The sequence below is a fragment of the Dyella sp. AtDHG13 genome (assembly GCF_003201105.1).
Taxonomy (GTDB): Bacteria; Pseudomonadota; Gammaproteobacteria; order Xanthomonadales; family Rhodanobacteraceae; genus Dyella; species Dyella jiangningensis_B.
In genome coordinates, this window is the sequence record NZ_QICJ01000009.1 from 196,247 (window position 1) to 212,759 (window position 16,513).

A 16,513-nucleotide genomic window follows, 5' to 3' on the forward strand; every position below is an offset into this window, starting at 1 on the left:
AATCCCGTGGAACTGATCGGCATGCTCGATTCACCCTATGTCCGTCGCGCGGCGATCTCGCTGCGGCTGCTGGGCATTCCCTTCAAGCACCGCTCGCTCTCGGTGTTCCGCAACTTCGACGAGTTCCAGCGGATCAATCCGCTGGTGAAGGCGCCCACGCTAGTGCTGGACGACGGCAGCCTGCTCACCGAATCCAGCCTGATCATCGACTGGGCACAGGCCAACAGCAGCCGCCGCGCGCTCATGCCCGCCGACCGCACGGATTACACGCGCGCGCTGCGCCTGGTCGGCATCGCGTTGGCCGCCAGCGAGAAAAGCGTGCAGATCGTCTATGAGCACAAGCGCGATCCGGACAGGCGCGACGAAGGCTGGCTGACGCGCGTGAAGGGCCAGCTGTGCGCGGCCTACGACAAGCTGGAGCGCGAACTGGATGGCGTCGACGGCTGGCTATTCGGCAACACGCCCAGCCAGGCCGATATCTCCATCGCCGTGGCCTGGGGATTCACGCAGCTCGAGGCGGCGGACGTGGTGGATGCGGCAGCCTACCCGCACGTGCATGCGTTCGCCGAGCGCGCTGAGAAACACCCGGATTTCGCGGCGCTGCCGCCGGTCTGAACCGGCGGCTTGGAGAAATCAACGACAGGCGTCGATGGCCTGCGACAGGCGCTCCACCGCGACGATCTCCATCTCCCCCACCTTCGCCTTCTTCGGTGCGTTGGCCTTGGGCACGATGGCTTTCTGGAAGCCATGGTGCGCCGCTTCCTTCAGGCGCTCCTCGCCATTGGGCACCGGGCGGATTTCGCCGGACAGGCCGACTTCGCCGAACGCGATGGTCTTCTCCGGCAGCGGACGATCACGCAGCGAGGAAAGCACGGCCAGCAGCACGGGCAAGTCCGCCGCCGTTTCCTGCACGCGGATGCCACCGACCACGTTGACGAACACGTCCTGGTCGTAGGCCGCCACGCCGCCGTGCCGATGCAGCACGGCGAGCAGCATGGCCAGGCGGTTCTGCTCCAGGCCCAGCGCGACACGGCGCGGATTGCCCAGCGAGGACTGATCCACCAGCGCCTGCACCTCCACCAGCAGCGGCCGCGTGCCTTCGCGCGTCACCATCACGGCGCTGCCGGAGGTCGGCCCGCTGTGCGCGGAGAGGAAGATCGCCGACGGATTGGGCACTTCGCGCAATCCCTTCTCCGACATGGCGAACACGCCTAGCTCGTTCACCGCGCCGAAGCGGTTCTTGAAGGCGCGCAGCACGCGGAAGCGGCTGCCCGATTCACCCTCGAAGTACAGCACCGCATCCACCATGTGCTCCAGCACGCGCGGGCCAGCGATGCCGCCCTCCTTGGTGACGTGACCCACCAGGAACACGGACGTGCCGGTTTCCTTGGCGAAGCGCGTGAGCTTGGCGGCGGACTCGCGCACCTGGCTTACCGAACCCGGCGCGGCGGTCAGCAGTTCCGTCCAGATGGTCTGGATGGAGTCGATCACCAGCACGCGCGGACGGCTGCTCAGCGCCTGCTCGATGATGCGTTCGATGCAGGTCTCGGCCAGCGCATGCAGCGGCGCCAGCGGCAGATCCAGGCGCTGGGCGCGCGCGGCGACCTGCGCCAGCGATTCCTCGCCGGTGACATAGACGCTGGGCACGTGGGCACCCAAGGTGCCGAGCATCTGCAACAACAACGTCGATTTACCGATACCCGGATCGCCGCCGATCAGCACCACCGAACCGTCCACCAGGCCGCCGCCCAGCACGCGATCCAGCTCGCCGATGCCAGTGAGCGTGCGCACTTCCGCGGTCAGTGCCACGGCGGTCAGCGGGGTCACCTTGGGCGAGCCCGCGGCCGCGCCGGCGTAACCCGTAGTGCTGCGCGCCGCGCCGGCCGACTTCACCGCCGGCTGCACCACGATTTCGCTCAAGGTGTTCCACGCGCCACAGTCCACGCACTGGCCCTGCCATTTGGAATGCTCCGCCCCGCAGTCGGTGCAGACGTAGGCGGTCTTGGCTTTGGCCATTGCGTAGTTTTCCTGAGTGCCTCGCGAAGACGCCAAGCTTAGCGGTCCGTCATCGCAATCGGCGAGACGCCGGCGCGGCCAGATCCCCCTGACCTGGATCACAGGGCGATCATGCCGGGCTTGCTACGTTCGCCCATCGGCACGCTCGCCGACGGCAACGCGCATGGCCAAGAAGATCGCCCTGTTTCCCAAGCACCCCGAGCGCATCTGCTGGGGTTGCGACAAGTACTGCGCCGCCGACGCACTGCGCTGTGGCAATGGTTCGGGGCGTACGCCACATCCCATCGAAGTGCTCGGCGAGGACTGGCTGGATCAGGGCGACTGGGGTTTCGATCCCGAGGAAGTGGCGCGCGCGAAGGTGCGGGCCGGAAAGGCAACGGACTGATCGCGCGATCAATCCTCGTCTTCGACGAACAGCACGCGCTTGGTCATGCCGCAGGTCAGGTCATAGGAAATCGTGCCGGCTCGCGCCGCGATGATCTCCGCCGGCAACTCCGGCCCCCACAGCGTCACGCGATCGCCCACCTTCGCCTCCGGCGCGTGGCGCAGGTCCAGCGTGATCAGGTCCATCGACACGCGGCCGATCAAGGGCACCTGCCGATCGCCCACCAGCACGGGCGTTCCGGCGATGGCGCTGCGCGGATAACCATCGCCATAACCCACTGCCGCCACGCCCACCGCCATGTCTTCGGGGCAGGTCCAGGTTCCGTTGTAACCGATGCGCTCGCCCTTGCCGATGCGATTGATGGCGATCAGGCGCGTGCTCAAGGTCATCGCAGGGCGAAAGCCGAAATCCGCGCCCGCCTTGCCGTCGACCACCGACAGGCCGTACAGCAAACCACCCGTGCGCACCCAGTCACCGCGCGCATCAGCCCAGCCCAGCACCGCCGCGGAATTGGAAAGCGAGCGCGGCCCGCGCAGGCCGCGCGTGGCTTCGGCGAAGCGCGCCATCTGCGCTGGTGTCTCGCGGCCGTCGAACACTTCGGACTCGGCGAAATGCGTCAGCAGTCCGATCTCCGGATCGATGCCGGGCATCGAGGTCAGCTGCGCGTGCACGAACGCCACGGCTTCCGGCGCGAAACCCAGGCGATGCATGCCGCTGTCCACCTTCAACCATACACGCAACAGCCCGCGCGAAGGCGAGGCCTCCCGCAGCCATTGCAGTTGTTCCTCATGGTGGATGGCGGCATCGAGGTTCAGGCGCTGCATCTCGGCGATGTCGCTGGCGCGATCCGGGCCCGACAACACGACGATGCGCTGGCGATGTCCCGCTGCGCGCAAGCGCAGGCCATCGCCCAGCGCCGCCACCGCGAAAGCGTCGGCTTCGCCGTCCAGTGCGCGCGCCACGCGCTCCAGGCCATGCCCGTAGGCATCCGCCTTGACCACGGCCATGACCTTGGCCGGCGCCGCCATCTGCTTGATGCGCGCGAGATTGTGGCGCAGGGCGCCCAGGTGGATGGTGGCGACGGTCGTACGGCTCATGCGTGCCTGGCGCCCTTCGGGGCGCGGTGAGGAGGGGCGGAAAGAGTGGCCGGATGACTCCGGACAAGGCTCGAAGCTTACCAGCCTTGCCTGGGGCCATCCGGCCCACGCGCCCAACCTAACGTTCCGGTCCGGCACTCCCGGGGCGCCTCCGTGGCATTCCCCGGGCAAGGGCTACCCTCACCAGTAGCCACATCCACCGATCAACGGTTGTCGCGGGAATCGCAGCGCTCGATGGCCACGCGGCGCGCCCTGTCGTACTCGTGCTGGGTCATCGCGCCGGAAGCCAGGGCGTTCTGCAAATCCATCATCTGTTTGCCGCAGGTGTCGTTGTTCTGCACCATGCGGGTGCTGCTGCCGCACCCGGCCAACGCCAGGCACGCGGCGATGGGCAACGCGGGCATCAGGGTTCGGCTCATGGCTCAGATGACGTGCAATACCAGCAACACGATCAGGATGATCAGGATCAGGCCCAGGCCGCCACTGGGACCATAGCCCCAGCCGCGGCTGTAGGGCCAGGTCGGCAGCACGCCGAGCAGAAGCAACACGATGATGAGCAGGAGAATGAGCGACATGCGTCGTGCCTCGCTTGGGGAACCGGCTCCGAGGCTGCACCGCCGTATGTGAACCCCGCACGGGCTCGATGTGTACGGCATGCATAGACGCAAGGCAGTACAGGCGCCATTCCTGTAACGGAACGGCGCCTGTATGCGTGCATCGTGGCTTATTCGAAGGCCCCGACGAAGGAATCGGGCGCGTAGTTCTCGAACTTGGTGTAGTGGCCGAGGAAGGTCAGCTTCACCGTGTCGGTCGGGCCGTTACGCTGCTTGCCGATGATGATTTCGGCAAGGCCTTTGTCCGGCGATTCCTTGTTGTAGTACTCGTCGCGGTAGATGAACATGATCACGTCCGCGTCCTGCTCGATAGCGCCCGATTCGCGCAGGTCGGACATCATCGGACGCTTGTCGGCACGCTGTTCCAGCGAGCGGTTCAACTGCGACAGCGCGATCACCGGGCAATTGAGTTCCTTGGCGAGGCCCTTCAGCGAGCGCGAGATTTCCGAGATCTCGGTCGCGCGGTTTTCCTTCATGCCTGGCACCTGCATCAGCTGCAGGTAGTCGATCACGATAAGCCCCAGGCCGCCGTGCTCGCGATGCAGTCGGCGCGCGCGCGAGCGCATTTCCACCGGCGAAAGGCCCGGCGTGTCGTCGATGAAGATCTTGGCCTCGGACAGCAGCGCGATGGCGTTGGTGACGCGCGGCCAGTCTTCCTCGGCCAGGTCGCCGTTGCGCAAGTGCTGCGCGTGGATGCGGCCGACCGAGGAAATCATGCGGAAGGCCAGCTGCGAGGCCGACATTTCCATCGAGAAGATCGCCACGGCCTTCTTGCCGCGCATCGCCACCGCTTCGGCCATGTTCACCGAGAACGCGGTCTTGCCCATCGAGGGACGCGCCGCGACGATGATCAGGTCGGACGGCTGCAGGCCCGAGGTGAGTTCGTCCAGGTCGGAAAAGCCGGTGGAAACACCGGTGAGCTGACCCTTGTTCTCGAAGCGCTCGGAGAGGATGCGGAAGGCGTCCTTCACCGCCTCGCGCATGGACACCGTGTCTTTCTTGCCGCGCGCACCCGACTCGGCGATCTTGAACACCGCCTGCTCGGCGCGCTCGAGCACCTCCTGCACGCTCTTGCCTTCGGGCTGGTAGCCGTCCTCGGTGATACCGGTGCCGGCGTCGATCAGCATGCGCAGCACCGACTTCTCGCGCACGATCTCCGCGTAGGCACCGATGTTCGCTGCGCTGGGCGTGGTGTTGGCCAGTTCGATCAGGTACGCGGCGCCACCCACCATCTCGGCCAGGCCGTTGGCCTCGAACCAGTCGCCCAAGGTCACCGCATCGCAAGGCATGCCCTTGGCCGCCAGCTCGGTGATGGCGCGCCAGATCAGGCGGTGATCCTTGCGGTAGAAATCCTGCTCGCCCAGCCGGTCGGCCACCTTGTCCAGCGAATCCGGGGACAACATGAGGCCGCCGAGCACCGCCTGCTCCGCATCGATCGAATGCGGCGGCACGCGCAGCGCATCGATGCTCGGCGTGGGCTTGCGCTCGGAGCGTCCACCGCGTCCGCGGCGCTCGGAGCGCTCTGGACGATCGGACGAGTCGGGAACGAAGGACATCGCGATTCCTCGCAGCGTGTCGACACAGGGTCGGCGGCATGGCGTTGGATGCAGAGCATACGCGGCGCCATCTCAGGCGACGAGACAATAACTCTGTGGATAAGCTGTGGTTCTTTGTGGATAAGACCCGCCGAACCGAAGAAAAGCAGACGGGCGCCCGGAGGCGCCCGTCTGGGACTTGCCAGCAATCGGCGGCTTACTTCTCGCCGACCACGATCACCTTGACCTGGGTCTGCACGTCGGCGTGCAGCGCGATCACGGCGTCGAACTCGCCGGTGTGGCGGATCGGGCCTTCGCCCTGGATCACTTCATTCTTGTGCACGTCGAAACCGGCGGCCTGCAGGGCCTCGGCGATTTCGCGCGGACCGACCGAACCGTACAGCTTGCCTTCCGGACTGGCGTTCACGGTGAGCGTCACCGAAGCGCCTTCCAGCTTGGCCTTGCGGCCTTCAGCGCCCGACAGCTGGGCGGCGGCCTTGGCTTCGTACTCGGCGCGGCGCTTCTCGAAGGCTTCGAGGTTGGCGGCGGTGACCGGCACGGCCTTGCCCTGCGGCAGCAGGTAGTTGCGGCCGTAACCCGGCTTCACCTTGACCTTGTCGCCCAGGTTGCCGAGGTTGCGGACTTTCTCGAGAAGAATCAGTTCCATGGTGGTTCCTTTTCGTTAGCGCCGAATGGGCCGGCGCAGCCGTGGACGGTTGTCCGAAGAGTTTGACGGCGCGCCGGGCCTTGTCGCCCGGCGCGCGCCACGATCAGACGTCGTGGTTGTCGGTGTACGGCAGCAGGGCCAGGAAGCGGGCGCGCTTGATGGCGGTCGCCAGCTGACGCTGGTAGCGGGCCTTGGTGCCGGTGATGCGCGACGGAACGATCTTGCCGTTCTCGGTGATGTACTGGCGCAGCGTGTTGAGATCCTTGTAATCGATCTCCTTCACGTTTTCAGCCGTGAAGCGGCAGAACTTGCGGCGGCGGAAGAACTTGGACATGGCTTAGGCTCCTGATCAGTCGTCGCTGTCGCGATCGTTGTCGTCACGCGCTTCGTCGTCGCGGCGGCGCGAGGACTTGGCGTCATCCTTTTCCTTGGACTTCAGGATGAAGGACTGCTCGGTGTCGGCCTCGTCGCGCTTGATCACCAGGTGGCGCAGCACGGCGTCGTTGAAGCGGAAGCCCGACTCCAGCTCGTTCAGCGCGTTCTGGCTGACTTCGATGTTGAGCATAACGTAGTGAGCCTTGGCCAGGTTCACGATGGGATACGCCAGCTGGCGGCGGCCCCAGTCTTCCAGGCGGTGGATCTTGCCGCCGTCGGTTTCGATCAGCGCCTTGTAGCGCTCGATCATGGCCGGGACCTGCTCGCTCTGGTCAGGGTGGACCAGGAACACGACTTCGTAATGTCGCAGGGACATCGTGTGGTAACTCCTTGTGGATGCGGCCTTTTCGGGCCTGGCAGCCTCCCGCCCTATGCGGTGAGGCAAGGTTCCGTCCAGGCCTTTGGAGCGTGGACAGAAGCGGAAGTGTAAGGGAATTCAGGGGTTTGGGGCAAGCGGATGACAACCTGCCCCGGACGCGGCGTGTCTCAGCCGACGGTGAAACTCTCGCCGCAACCGCACTCGCCGGTGGCGTTGGGGTTGTGGAACACGAAGCTGGCGTTGAGGCCCTGGCGCTGGAAGTCGATCACCGTGCCGTCGATCAGCGGCAGGCTCTTGCCGTCCACGATCAGCTTGACGCCGTCCACTTCCACCAGCTCGTCGCCCTCGCCCACGGCCTGGGCCAGGTCGACCACGTAGCCGAAGCCGGAGCAGCCGGTCTTCTTCACGCCGAAGCGCACGCCGGCGGCACCCGGGGTACCGGCAAGGAAGGAGCGCATGCGTTCACTGGCGGCGGGGGTGATGGTGATGGTCATGGCGGTGCAACTACTTGGGCTTTCGATGGTCCGAAATCGGACGTGAAGGGTCGAACCTGAACGATACGTACATTATCATGCTTCGTTCGGCATCATGCCCGTTCGACTTATGCGTCCGATATGCGGCGCCCAGCAGGAGTTTCAATCCATGGCGGTGGTTAGCGTCAAGCAGGCTCTTTCCGGCTCGATCCAGGCCGGCAGTGTCGTCACGGTGCGCGGTTGGGTGCGCACGATCCGCGATTCGAAGGGCGGGCTGTCCTTCGTGAATGTGACCGATGGCTCCTGCTTCGACCCGATCCAGGCGGTGGTCACCGACAAGGTGGCCAATTACGAGAGCGAGGTGAAGCACCTGACCACCGGTGCCGGCCTGATCGTCACCGGCACCCTGGTGCCGTCGCAGGGCAAGGGCCAGCGCTTCGAGATCCAGGCCGACACGGTCGAGGTCACCGGCTTCGTGGAAGATCCGCTGACCTACCCGATCCAGCCCAAGCCGCACACCATGGAGTTCCTGCGCGAAGTGGCGCACCTGCGCCCGCGCACCAACCTGTTCGGCGCGGTGACGCGCGTGCGCCACACCATGATGATGGCGATCCACCGCTGGCTCACCGAGCAGGGCTTCTTCTGGATCAACACGCCGATCATCACCACGTCCGACGCCGAAGGCGCGGGCGACATGTTCCGCCTGTCCACGCTGGACTTGGCCAACCTGCCGCGCACGCCGGACGGCAAGATCGATTTCCGCAAGGATTTCTTCGGCCGCGAAGCCTTCCTCACCGTGTCCGGCCAGCTCAACGTCGAGGCGTACTGCCTGGCCATGAGCAAGGTGTACACCTTCGGCCCGACCTTCCGCGCCGAGAACTCCAACACCGCCCGCCACCTGGCCGAATTCTGGATGGTGGAGCCGGAGATCGCCTTCGCCGACCTCAACGACAACGCCGACTGCGCCGAGGGTTTCCTCAAGGCCATCTTCAAGGCGGTGCTGGAAGAGCGCGCGGACGACATGGCGTTCTTCGCCGAGCGCGTGCTGCCGGAAGCGGTCAGCCGTCTGGAAGCCTTTATCGCCGAACCGTTCGAACGCATCGACTACACCGACGCCATCGAGATCCTCAAGAACTCGGGGCAGAAGTTCGAATTCCCGGTGGCCTGGGGCATCGACCTGCAGACCGAGCACGAGCGCTACCTGGCCGAGAAGCACGTGGGCCGTCCGGTGGTGGTGATGAACTACCCCGAGCAGATCAAGGCCTTCTACATGCGCCTGAACGACGACGGCAAGACCGTCGCCGCGATGGACGTGCTGGCGCCGGGCATCGGCGAAATCATTGGCGGCAGCCAGCGCGAAGAACGCCTGGATTACCTGGACCGCCGCATGGTCCAGTTCGGTCTCGATCCCGCCACGTACGGCTGGTACCGTGACCTGCGCCGTTACGGCACCGTGCCGCATGCCGGCTTCGGCCTCGGCTTCGAGCGCCTGCTGGTCTACGTGTGCGGCCTCTCCAACATCCGTGATGCCATTCCCTATCCGCGCGCGGCAGGGACGGCCGAATTCTGAGTTAGCCCATGTTCTATCGACTGATCGTCGCCACTGCCCTCCTCGTATCCGCCGCGCTGGCGGGTGGCTGCAGCGTGAAATCGCTGGTGCCGCCCAACCTGCGTCCGCCGGAGAGCACCAGCAGCAGCCTCGATCAGGCCAAGAAGGCACTGCAGCAGGCCACGCCCTGCTGCACCACCTTCGCGGACTTCTCCTTCCAGGACGCCCTGCCCTGGCGACCCAAGCGGTTCGAGCTGGGCCCGGGCAGCATGGTCGCCAACCTCAACGGCGACCGCAGCTACTTCCTGAGCTTCAGCCTGCCGCGCGAAACGCAGATACCGTATCGCGTGGCGGTGAAGTCCGAATTGAACGGCCGCTGGCTGCGCGCCAGCTACCTGTTCGCACCCACGGTCGTGCTGCTGGACGAGGCCTTCCAGCCGATCGACAGCAAGGACCTGAGCCTGTGCGAGCACATGGGCTGGACGGACGAAACCACCGGCGCCTTCGGCAGCGTCGACGTCACCGACAAGCGCGCGCGCTACCTGGTGCTGTACAGCTCGGCCAAGCAGCAGGCCGGCAGCACCTACTGGGAGCAATCGCCCGCCACGTTCTCGGCCGAGGCCCCGGTGAAGATGGCGGCCGCCGGCACGTTCAAGGTGCCGCACGGCCCGGACGGCACGGTGTGGATCGGCCTGATGGACAAGACCTACCAGGACGCCCAGAACAACGCGATCTGCTCCAAGCCCGAGCAGGGCAACGGCGTGCTGAGCACGCTGCGTGATGCCATCCCGCTGCCGGGTATCGGCGGCGACGGCAACAAGACCGATGCGGCCAAGCCCGCCGCCGCGCCGGGCAGCGCCACCAACTCCAATTCCACGCCCGCGACGAGCGACTCGGCCAAGGGCTGAGTTCGCGTTCGCGGGCGTTCACCACGCACAGGCACGGCATGATCCAGCTTTATCTCTCGCTTCTTCTGGCCGGCGTCGCCTGTTTCCTGCTGCACTTCGGCGCGCAGTACCGCATTGCGTCCCTGCTGCGCAGCCGCCACCCGAACGAGTGGAAGATCATCGCCGAGAGCAACGGCGTGCCCACCAATGCCCTGCGCACGTGGATGCGCCTGCAGCTGGCGCTGCGTTCGCCGGTGCTGCCGGCGCTCGAAGACACTGCCGTCACCCGCTGGCGCCAGGCTTGGCGCTACAGTCTGTGGGCCGCCTGGCTGTGCTGGTTCGGTGCACTGGCGGTGCAATACAGCGCACGCTGATCGCACTTTCCCAACGGGAGCCCTCCATGCAACTGGATCTGAGCGGACGTCATGCCCTGGTATGCGGCGCCTCGCAAGGCATCGGCCGCGCCAGCGCCATCGAGCTGGCCGAACTCGGCGCCAGCGTGACCCTGCTGTCGCGTTCCGCGGATGCCTTGAAGGCCGCTACGGATGCCCTGCCCCGCAAGCACGGCCAGCAGCATCGCTGGTTCGCCGTGGACATGGCCCAGACCGACAGCCTGCGCGACGCACTGGCCGACATCGTCGCCAGCCACCCCATGGAGATCCTGATCAACAACACCGGCGGCCCGCCGGGCGGCGCCGCCCACACGGCCACCACCGAGGCCTACGAAACGGCCTTCCGCCAGCATCTGCTGGCTGGCCAGACGCTGGTGCAGGCGCTGCTGCCCGGCATGCGCGCCAGCGGCTACGGGCGCATCGTCAACGTCATCTCCACTTCGGTGAAAGAGCCCATCGCTGGCCTGGGCGTATCCAACACCGTGCGCGCCGCGGTGGCGAGCTGGGCCAAGACCTTGTCCAGCGAACTGGCCGCCGATGGCATCACCGTCAACAACGTGCTGCCCGGCTACACGCGCACCGCGCGCCTGGACGGGCTGCTCGCCGCACAGGCACGCAGCAGCGGCCGCGACGAGGATGACATCGCCAAAGGCATGCTGGCCGCCGTGCCCGCCCGCCGTTTCGGGGAGGCGGCCGAAGTGGCCGCCGTCATCGCGTTCCTGTGCACACCGGCGGCGGCGTACGTGAATGGCGTGAGCATCGCGGTGGATGGCGGCAGGACCCGTTCGCTGAGCTGACGCACGCCGGCATCGTCACGCGCCGCATACGCCCCCGTCCGGTGCAATTGCAGGCCCCAGGCCTTAAGCTTGTGCAGATGCCTACCTTGCGCCTCGCCAATCTGATCGACGGTCGCCTTCAGGCGCCACGCAACGATCGCTGGCTGGACGTGTTCGAGCCGGCCACTGGCGAGGTCTTCGCCCACTGTCCCGATTCCACCGCCGACGACGTCGCCGAGGCCGTCGCCGCCGCCCGTCGCGCCGCGCCGGCCTGGGCAGGCACGCAGGCCGAGCAGCGCGCTCGCCTGCTGCATCGGCTTGCGGATCTTGTCGAAGCGCGCATGGACGCATTCGTCGCGCTGGAATCGCGCGACAGCGGCAAGCCGCTGGCCCAGGCGCGCAACCTCGACATTCCCCGCGCGGTTTCCAACCTGCGCTTCTTCGCCGCCGCCATCATGGGCTGGAGCAGCGAGTCGCACGCCATGGAAACCGGCGCGATCAACTACACACTGCGCCAGCCGCTGGGCGTGGTCGGCTGCATCAGCCCGTGGAATCTGCCGCTGTACCTGTTCACCTGGAAGATCGCGCCGGCGCTGGCGGCCGGCAACACGGTGGTTTCCAAGCCCTCCGAAATCACGCCCTGCACGGCGGCATTGCTCGGTGAGCTGAGCATCGAGGCGGGTTTTCCGCCCGGCGTGTTCAATATCGTGCAGGGCCGCGGCCCCACGGTGGGACAGGCCATCGTCGAGCATGCGGCGGTGAAGGCCGTCTCTTTCACCGGCAGCACGCGCACCGGCGCACAGATCGCCGCGGTCGCCGCGCCGCGGTTCAAGAAGGTATCGCTGGAGCTCGGCGGCAAGAACCCGGCCATCGTGTTCGAAGACGCGGACCTCAGCGACGCCAACCTCGACACCATCGTGCGCTCGGGCTTCGCCAACCAGGGCGAGATCTGCCTGTGCGGCTCGCGCCTGCTGGTGCAGCGTTCGATCTACGATGCGTTCCGCGAGCGCTACCTCGCGCGAGTGAAGGCGCTGCGCGTGGGCGACCCGAGCGACGGCGGCAGCGACCTTGGCGCGCTCGTGTCGCGCGAACATTTCGACAAGGTGATGGGCTGCATCGCGACGGCGCGCGAGGAAGGCGGCCGCATCCTGTGCGGCGGCGATGCCGTCACGGTGGATGGCCGCTGCGCCAACGGCTGGTTCGTCGCGCCCACGGTGATCGAAGGCCTGGGCAGCGATGCGGCCACCAACCAGCACGAGATTTTCGGACCCGTGGTGAGCCTGATCCCCTTCGAGGACGAAGCGGAAGCGCTCGCCATCGCCAATGGCACCGGCTACGGCCTCGCCGCTTCGGTGTGGACGCGCGACCTGTCGCGCGCGCATCGCTTCGGCGCCCAGCTGGACTTCGGCATCGTATGGACCAACTGCTGGTTGCTGCGCGACCTGCGCACGCCCTTTGGCGGCACCAGGCAGTCCGGTCTCGGCCGTGAAGGCGGTACGGAAGCACTGCGCTTCTTTACCGAGCCCAAGAACATTTGCATACGTTACTGAGAGCGCTGCCGTGAAAAGCCCCCTGCAAAACCTCCTCGACAGCAACCGCGTGTGGTCGGCCACCATGGTCGAACAGGATCCGCGATTCTTCGAACGCCTTGCCCAGCAACAGGCCCCCAAGTACCTGTGGATCGGCTGCTCCGACTCGCGCGTGCCGGCCACGCAGATCGTCGACCTGCCGCCGGGCGAGATCTTCGTGCAGCGCAACGTCGCCAACGTGGTGTCGCACACCGACCTCAACTGCCTGAGCACCATCCAGTTCGCGGTGGATGTGCTCAAGGTCGAGCACATCCTGGTCGTCGGCCATTACGGCTGCGGCGGCGTGCAGGCAGTGCTGGACGAACGCCGCATGGGCCTGGTCGACAACTGGCTGCGCCACGTGGGCGACGTGGCGCAGAAGCATTCCAGGCTGCTCACCTCGATCGAGCTGATGAATCTGCGCAATGCCCGCCTGTGCGAACTCAACGCGATGGAACAGGCCGTCAACGTCTGCCACACCACCATGGTGATGGACGCCTGGGAGCGCGGCCAGAAGCTTACCGTGCACGCCTGGTGCTACAGCCTGTTCGATGGCCACGTGAACGACCTGGGCATGCACGTCAGTTCGCGCGAGGACCTCAGGCCCGCCTACGCGAACGCACTGCAGCGTCTGGGAACCATCCCCGAGTTCAACCGATGAGCGACGTCGTCCGCACCGAGCAGGCGCCCGCGCCGGTGGGGGCGTATCCGCATGCGCGCCGCGTCGGCAACCTGCTGCTCCTTTCCGGCGTGGGCCCGCGCATGCCGGGCAGCAACGCCATTCCCGGCAACATCCACGACGACGCGGGCAAATTGATCGGCTACGACATCGAAGCGCAATGCCGTCAGGTGTTCGCGAACGTGCGCGCCGTGCTGGAAGCCAGCGGCGCGCGCTTGGAAAACCTGGTGGACGTCACCGTGTTCCTCACCGACATGGCGCGCGATTTCCCGGCCTACAACAAGCTCTATGCGGAGTACTTCGCCGGTGTCGATGCCTGCCGCACCACGGTGGGCATCACGGCGCTGCCGACGCCCATCGCCATCGAGCTGAAGTGTGTGGCTGCGATCCAGGAGTGAGTGAAGAGAAGTGAGAAACGAGAGAGAGCGTCGCTCTTCTCTCACTACTCGCTCCTCTTTACTCACTTCTCCAGCAAAAAGCCCCGGCGCTCACGCGCCGGGGCTTTTTGCTGTACCACCCTCAGTGGCTGGCTTCGGTCTGCGGCAGCGTGGACTTGGCCGTGCGCTTGGCCGACTTGCTGCCCTTCTGCTTCGGCTGACCGTTGTTCTTGTTCTTCTTGTGATGATGCGACGAAGCGGACTTGGTCGCGGGCGCAGCCTGCGGGGATGCGTCCTGCGCCAGCAGGGAACCGGAAAGAGCCATACCCGCAACGAGCAGGGATGCGATCGCGAACTTGCGCATGTTGATAAGCCTCGACTAGAAGAATCCGTGTGCTGTCGCGGACCCGGCCGGAACCCGGCGACACGAGCGGCGCGACGGCGAAAACATGGCATGTTTTCGCGCCGTCCGGAACAGCTCCTTTCGCGCGGTGCTGTCAGATTTCCAGACGCCGCCGCTTGACATTGCAATCGCCTAACAACGGTCGAATATTTTTGCGGTCACGCCACGCACAGCGCCAGCAGGCGGGCGATGGTTTCCTGCACCTGCGCGGCCTTCTCTTCGGCATACGCGAAGCTGTCTTCGTCCATGTAGTTGAGCTGCGAAAGCTCCAGTTGCACGGCCTGCACGCCTTCCGCCGGCCGGCCATAGTGGCGCGTGATGTAGCCGCCCTTGAAGCGTCCATTGACCACGAAGCTGTAGCGGGACTGGGCTTCCAGCGCTTCCTTCAAGGCTTGCTGCAACGCGGGTGTACAGCTTGCGCCATCAGCCGTGCCAAGGTTGAAGTCCGGCAGTTGGCCATCGAACAACATGGGCACGCGGCTGCGGATGGAGTGCCCATCCCACAGCACCACGCGGCCGTGTTCCGCGCGCAGGCGTTCAAGTTCTTGCGACAAGGCCTCGTGGTACGGACGCCAGTACACGTTTACCCGTCGTTGCATTTCTTCGGTGCCGGGTTCGTCTCCGTCGAGGTAAAGCGGCTCGCCGTCGAAGCCGATGGTGGACACCAACCCGGTTTCGCGTTTGCCCGGGTACAGCGCATGGCCATCCGCGGGGCGATTGAGATCGACCACGTAGCGCGATGCCGCCGGGCGAATCACGCTGGCGCCCAAGGCTTTCGCCAGTGGCTCGTACAGGCGTCCCACATGCCAGTCGGTATCGACGGAACGCTGCGCATTCGGCCGCATGCGCGCGGCGATATCGTCGGGAATATGGCTGCCGTCGTGCGGCAGGCTGATGAGCAGCGGCGCGGTGCCGCGATGGAGCGTATAGGTGGCGGTCATGCGCCGAGTTTACCGCGACCCACCGAGTTTACCGCGAGCTGTTAGGTCATCAGCACGAGTTCTTCGGACGAACTCGGGTGGATCGCCACCGTCGCGTCGAGATCGCGCTTGCGCAAGCCCATCTTCATCGCCACGGCGAAGCCCTGCAGCATTTCCTCCGCACTGCTGCCCAGCACGTGGATGCCGACGACGCGCTCGTCCTTGCCCAGGCAGACGATCTTCATCATGGTCTGCCGCTGGCGCCCGGCGACGGCCCACTGCAGCGGCGTAAAACCGGCGCGATAGACGCGCACCTGATCGCCATGGAACTCGCGCGCCTGGGCCTCGGTAAGGCCGACCATCGCCAGCGGCGGCTCGGCGAACACCACGCTGGGAATATGCTCGTAGTCGAGCCGGCTGTCGGGACGTCCACCGAAAAGGCGATCGGCGAGACGACGCCCCGCGGCCACGGCCACCGGCGTGAGCTCCGGACGTTCGGTGACGTCACCCACCGCGCAAATGCCCGGCACGTTGGTGTTCTGCCAGGCGTCGGTGACGATGTGCCCGTTCTCCTCCACGTTGACGCCCGCCGCGCCGAGATCCAGGCGGTGGCTGTTGGGGATACGGCCAATCGCCCACAGCACCGCATCGTAGGGACCGCAAGGACCGTTCAACGCGTCATCGATCACCACGGCATCGCCATCGCGAAGCAGGCCTTTTACCTGTACCTGGCGCGTGATGCGGATGCCGCCGTCGACCATCTGCCGCTCCAGTTCGTCCACCAGCTCCGCGTCGAAATCGGTGAGCATGCGATCGCGCACATGCAACGTGACTTCGCTGCCCAGCGCATGGCACAGGCCGGCGAATTCCACCGCGATGTAACCGCCGCCGATCACGGCGATGCGTTTGGGCAAGCTGCGCAGCGCGAAGATGTCGTCGGATACCAGTCCCAGCTCGAAGCCGGGAATATCCAGCCGACGCGGGCGCCCACCGGTGGCGATCACGATCTGCGTGGCCTTCAGTTCCGTGCCGCTCGAAGTGACCACGGTATCGGCAGCGGCAAGCCGTCCCACCTCGGCGAACCACTGGATGCCGGACTGCGCCAGGTGCGACGCATAGCGCTCGCGAATGCCATCGATATAGCGCTGCCGAAGTTGGCGGAAGTGTTCCCAGTCGAGCGAACCCGGTGATGACGCAAAGCCGTAGTCGAGCGCCAGCCGCTGCTCCTGCGCCAGCTGGCCGGCGAACCACAGCGCTTTTTTCGGCACGCAGCCGACATTGACGCAGGTTCCACCCAGCGCGCCGGGTTCGAGCAAGGCCACGCGTGCGCCGTGCCGCGCGGCGCGTATGGCTGTGGCGAGGCCGCCGGAGCCACCGCCCAGTACGATCAGGTCAAACGATTCCGCCATGCCGTTCTCCTG

The 16,513-nt window shown here is 66.1% G+C and carries 21 protein-coding genes; 9 read left to right on the forward strand and 12 right to left on the reverse strand.

Features of this window, described 5'->3' with window-relative positions; genetic code table 11:
* Window positions 1-6: 6 nt before the first annotated feature.
* Window positions 7-615 carry a glutathione S-transferase family protein gene (locus BDW41_RS15925; RefSeq protein ID WP_074552171.1) on the forward strand — a complete coding sequence of 203 codons (609 nt, stop codon included), beginning with the start codon at window positions 7-9 and terminating at the stop codon, window positions 613-615.
* A gap of 18 nt (window positions 616-633) precedes the next feature.
* Here BDW41_RS15925 and radA read toward each other — a convergent pair whose 3' ends face one another.
* Entirely contained in the window at window positions 634-2,016 is a 1,383-nt protein-coding gene (gene radA, locus BDW41_RS15930) for a DNA repair protein RadA (RefSeq protein ID WP_074552172.1), read from the reverse strand.
* A 163-nt stretch (window positions 2,017-2,179) separates the two neighbouring features.
* On the opposite strand from radA, the gene BDW41_RS15935 reads away from it, so the two are divergent.
* On the forward strand, window positions 2,180-2,401 hold the full coding sequence (locus BDW41_RS15935) for a DUF3079 domain-containing protein (RefSeq protein ID WP_074552173.1): 222 nt from the start codon (window positions 2,180-2,182) through the stop codon (window positions 2,399-2,401).
* An 8-nt stretch (window positions 2,402-2,409) separates the two neighbouring features.
* Here BDW41_RS15935 and alr read toward each other — a convergent pair whose 3' ends face one another.
* The 8 genes from alr to BDW41_RS15975 all read right to left on the reverse strand — a co-directional run bounded on the left by alr (window position 2,410) and on the right by BDW41_RS15975 (window position 7,562).
* Window positions 2,410-3,498, reverse strand: a complete 1,089-nt coding sequence (gene alr, locus BDW41_RS15940) for an alanine racemase (protein WP_074552174.1) — start codon at window positions 3,496-3,498, stop codon at window positions 2,410-2,412.
* A 203-nt stretch (window positions 3,499-3,701) separates the two neighbouring features.
* Window positions 3,702-3,917 carry a hypothetical protein gene (locus tag BDW41_RS15945; protein WP_146217366.1) on the reverse strand — a complete coding sequence of 72 codons (216 nt, stop codon included), beginning with the start codon at window positions 3,915-3,917 and terminating at the stop codon, window positions 3,702-3,704.
* 3 nt (window positions 3,918-3,920) lie between these two features.
* Complete coding sequence (locus BDW41_RS15950) at window positions 3,921-4,073, reverse strand: DUF3309 family protein (protein WP_074552176.1); 153 nt, start codon at window positions 4,071-4,073, stop codon at window positions 3,921-3,923.
* 149 nt (window positions 4,074-4,222) lie between these two features.
* Window positions 4,223-5,668 (reverse strand): replicative DNA helicase, encoded by a 1,446-nt coding sequence (locus tag BDW41_RS15955; RefSeq protein ID WP_074552177.1) that lies wholly within the window; start codon window positions 5,666-5,668, stop codon window positions 4,223-4,225.
* 196 nt (window positions 5,669-5,864) lie between these two features.
* Window positions 5,865-6,314, reverse strand: a complete 450-nt coding sequence (rplI, locus tag BDW41_RS15960; protein ID WP_074552178.1) for a 50S ribosomal protein L9 — start codon at window positions 6,312-6,314, stop codon at window positions 5,865-5,867.
* Between the two features lie 103 nt (window positions 6,315-6,417).
* On the reverse strand, window positions 6,418-6,648 hold the full coding sequence (gene rpsR / locus BDW41_RS15965; protein WP_074552179.1) for a 30S ribosomal protein S18: 231 nt from the start codon (window positions 6,646-6,648) through the stop codon (window positions 6,418-6,420).
* A 15-nt stretch (window positions 6,649-6,663) separates the two neighbouring features.
* Window positions 6,664-7,065 carry a 30S ribosomal protein S6 gene (rpsF, locus tag BDW41_RS15970; RefSeq protein WP_019464266.1) on the reverse strand — a complete coding sequence of 134 codons (402 nt, stop codon included), beginning with the start codon at window positions 7,063-7,065 and terminating at the stop codon, window positions 6,664-6,666.
* Between the two features lie 170 nt (window positions 7,066-7,235).
* Window positions 7,236-7,562, reverse strand: a complete 327-nt coding sequence (locus BDW41_RS15975; protein ID WP_074552180.1) for an iron-sulfur cluster assembly accessory protein — start codon at window positions 7,560-7,562, stop codon at window positions 7,236-7,238.
* Between the two features lie 148 nt (window positions 7,563-7,710).
* On the opposite strand from BDW41_RS15975, the gene asnS reads away from it, so the two are divergent.
* The 7 genes from asnS to BDW41_RS16010 all read left to right on the forward strand — a co-directional run bounded on the left by asnS (window position 7,711) and on the right by BDW41_RS16010 (window position 13,790).
* Window positions 7,711-9,111 carry an asparagine--tRNA ligase gene (gene asnS / locus BDW41_RS15980; protein ID WP_074552181.1) on the forward strand — a complete coding sequence of 467 codons (1,401 nt, stop codon included), beginning with the start codon at window positions 7,711-7,713 and terminating at the stop codon, window positions 9,109-9,111.
* An 8-nt stretch (window positions 9,112-9,119) separates the two neighbouring features.
* Window positions 9,120-9,998, forward strand: coding sequence for a MalM family protein (locus tag BDW41_RS15985; protein ID WP_074552182.1), 879 nt, complete (start codon window positions 9,120-9,122; stop codon window positions 9,996-9,998).
* A gap of 38 nt (window positions 9,999-10,036) precedes the next feature.
* Window positions 10,037-10,351 carry a hypothetical protein gene (locus tag BDW41_RS15990; RefSeq protein WP_074552183.1) on the forward strand — a complete coding sequence of 105 codons (315 nt, stop codon included), beginning with the start codon at window positions 10,037-10,039 and terminating at the stop codon, window positions 10,349-10,351.
* 26 nt (window positions 10,352-10,377) lie between these two features.
* A complete protein-coding gene (locus tag BDW41_RS15995) occupies window positions 10,378-11,166 on the forward strand; it encodes an SDR family oxidoreductase (protein WP_074552184.1) in 789 nt (262 codons plus the stop codon).
* 77 nt (window positions 11,167-11,243) lie between these two features.
* Window positions 11,244-12,695, forward strand: coding sequence for an aldehyde dehydrogenase (locus BDW41_RS16000; RefSeq protein ID WP_074552185.1), 1,452 nt, complete (start codon window positions 11,244-11,246; stop codon window positions 12,693-12,695).
* Between the two features lie 10 nt (window positions 12,696-12,705).
* Window positions 12,706-13,374 carry a carbonate dehydratase gene (gene can / locus BDW41_RS16005; protein WP_074552186.1) on the forward strand — a complete coding sequence of 223 codons (669 nt, stop codon included), beginning with the start codon at window positions 12,706-12,708 and terminating at the stop codon, window positions 13,372-13,374.
* Window positions 13,371-13,790: a Rid family hydrolase gene (locus BDW41_RS16010; protein WP_074552187.1), complete on the forward strand. Its 420-nt coding sequence runs from the start codon at window positions 13,371-13,373 to the stop codon at window positions 13,788-13,790. Before can ends, BDW41_RS16010 begins: the two co-directional genes overlap by 4 nt.
* Before the next feature lie 121 nt (window positions 13,791-13,911).
* Here the strand turns inward: BDW41_RS16010 and BDW41_RS16015 are convergent, their stop codons facing one another.
* The 3 genes from BDW41_RS16015 to gorA all read right to left on the reverse strand — a co-directional run bounded on the left by BDW41_RS16015 (window position 13,912) and on the right by gorA (window position 16,501).
* Entirely contained in the window at window positions 13,912-14,133 is a 222-nt protein-coding gene (locus tag BDW41_RS16015) for a hypothetical protein (RefSeq protein ID WP_074552188.1), read from the reverse strand.
* A 197-nt stretch (window positions 14,134-14,330) separates the two neighbouring features.
* A complete protein-coding gene (gene hutG / locus BDW41_RS16020; protein WP_074552189.1) occupies window positions 14,331-15,113 on the reverse strand; it encodes an N-formylglutamate deformylase in 783 nt (260 codons plus the stop codon).
* 41 nt (window positions 15,114-15,154) lie between these two features.
* Window positions 15,155-16,501, reverse strand: coding sequence for a glutathione-disulfide reductase (gene gorA, locus BDW41_RS16025; RefSeq protein ID WP_074552190.1), 1,347 nt, complete (start codon window positions 16,499-16,501; stop codon window positions 15,155-15,157).
* Window positions 16,502-16,513 lie beyond the last annotated feature (12 nt).

Coding starts and splice junctions, on each gene's coding strand:
- radA (WP_074552172.1), bottom strand. CDS start 2,016: ATGGCCAAAGCCAAGACCGCCTACGTCTGCACCGACTGCGGGGCGGAG.
- BDW41_RS15935 (WP_074552173.1), top strand. CDS start 2,180: ATGGCCAAGAAGATCGCCCTGTTTCCCAAGCACCCCGAGCGCATCTGC.
- alr (WP_074552174.1), bottom strand. CDS start 3,498: ATGAGCCGTACGACCGTCGCCACCATCCACCTGGGCGCCCTGCGCCAC.
- BDW41_RS15945 (WP_146217366.1), bottom strand. CDS start 3,917: ATGAGCCGAACCCTGATGCCCGCGTTGCCCATCGCCGCGTGCCTGGCG.
- BDW41_RS15950 (WP_074552176.1), bottom strand. CDS start 4,073: ATGTCGCTCATTCTCCTGCTCATCATCGTGTTGCTTCTGCTCGGCGTG.
- BDW41_RS15955 (WP_074552177.1), bottom strand. CDS start 5,668: ATGTCCTTCGTTCCCGACTCGTCCGATCGTCCAGAGCGCTCCGAGCGC.
- rplI (WP_074552178.1), bottom strand. CDS start 6,314: ATGGAACTGATTCTTCTCGAGAAAGTCCGCAACCTCGGCAACCTGGGC.
- rpsR (WP_074552179.1), bottom strand. CDS start 6,648: ATGTCCAAGTTCTTCCGCCGCCGCAAGTTCTGCCGCTTCACGGCTGAA.
- rpsF (WP_019464266.1), bottom strand. CDS start 7,065: ATGTCCCTGCGACATTACGAAGTCGTGTTCCTGGTCCACCCTGACCAG.
- BDW41_RS15975 (WP_074552180.1), bottom strand. CDS start 7,562: ATGACCATCACCATCACCCCCGCCGCCAGTGAACGCATGCGCTCCTTC.
- asnS (WP_074552181.1), top strand. CDS start 7,711: ATGGCGGTGGTTAGCGTCAAGCAGGCTCTTTCCGGCTCGATCCAGGCC.
- BDW41_RS15985 (WP_074552182.1), top strand. CDS start 9,120: ATGTTCTATCGACTGATCGTCGCCACTGCCCTCCTCGTATCCGCCGCG.
- BDW41_RS15990 (WP_074552183.1), top strand. CDS start 10,037: ATGATCCAGCTTTATCTCTCGCTTCTTCTGGCCGGCGTCGCCTGTTTC.
- BDW41_RS15995 (WP_074552184.1), top strand. CDS start 10,378: ATGCAACTGGATCTGAGCGGACGTCATGCCCTGGTATGCGGCGCCTCG.
- BDW41_RS16000 (WP_074552185.1), top strand. CDS start 11,244: ATGCCTACCTTGCGCCTCGCCAATCTGATCGACGGTCGCCTTCAGGCG.
- BDW41_RS16010 (WP_074552187.1), top strand. CDS start 13,371: ATGAGCGACGTCGTCCGCACCGAGCAGGCGCCCGCGCCGGTGGGGGCG.
- BDW41_RS16015 (WP_074552188.1), bottom strand. CDS start 14,133: ATGCGCAAGTTCGCGATCGCATCCCTGCTCGTTGCGGGTATGGCTCTT.
- hutG (WP_074552189.1), bottom strand. CDS start 15,113: ATGACCGCCACCTATACGCTCCATCGCGGCACCGCGCCGCTGCTCATC.
- gorA (WP_074552190.1), bottom strand. CDS start 16,501: ATGGCGGAATCGTTTGACCTGATCGTACTGGGCGGTGGCTCCGGCGGC.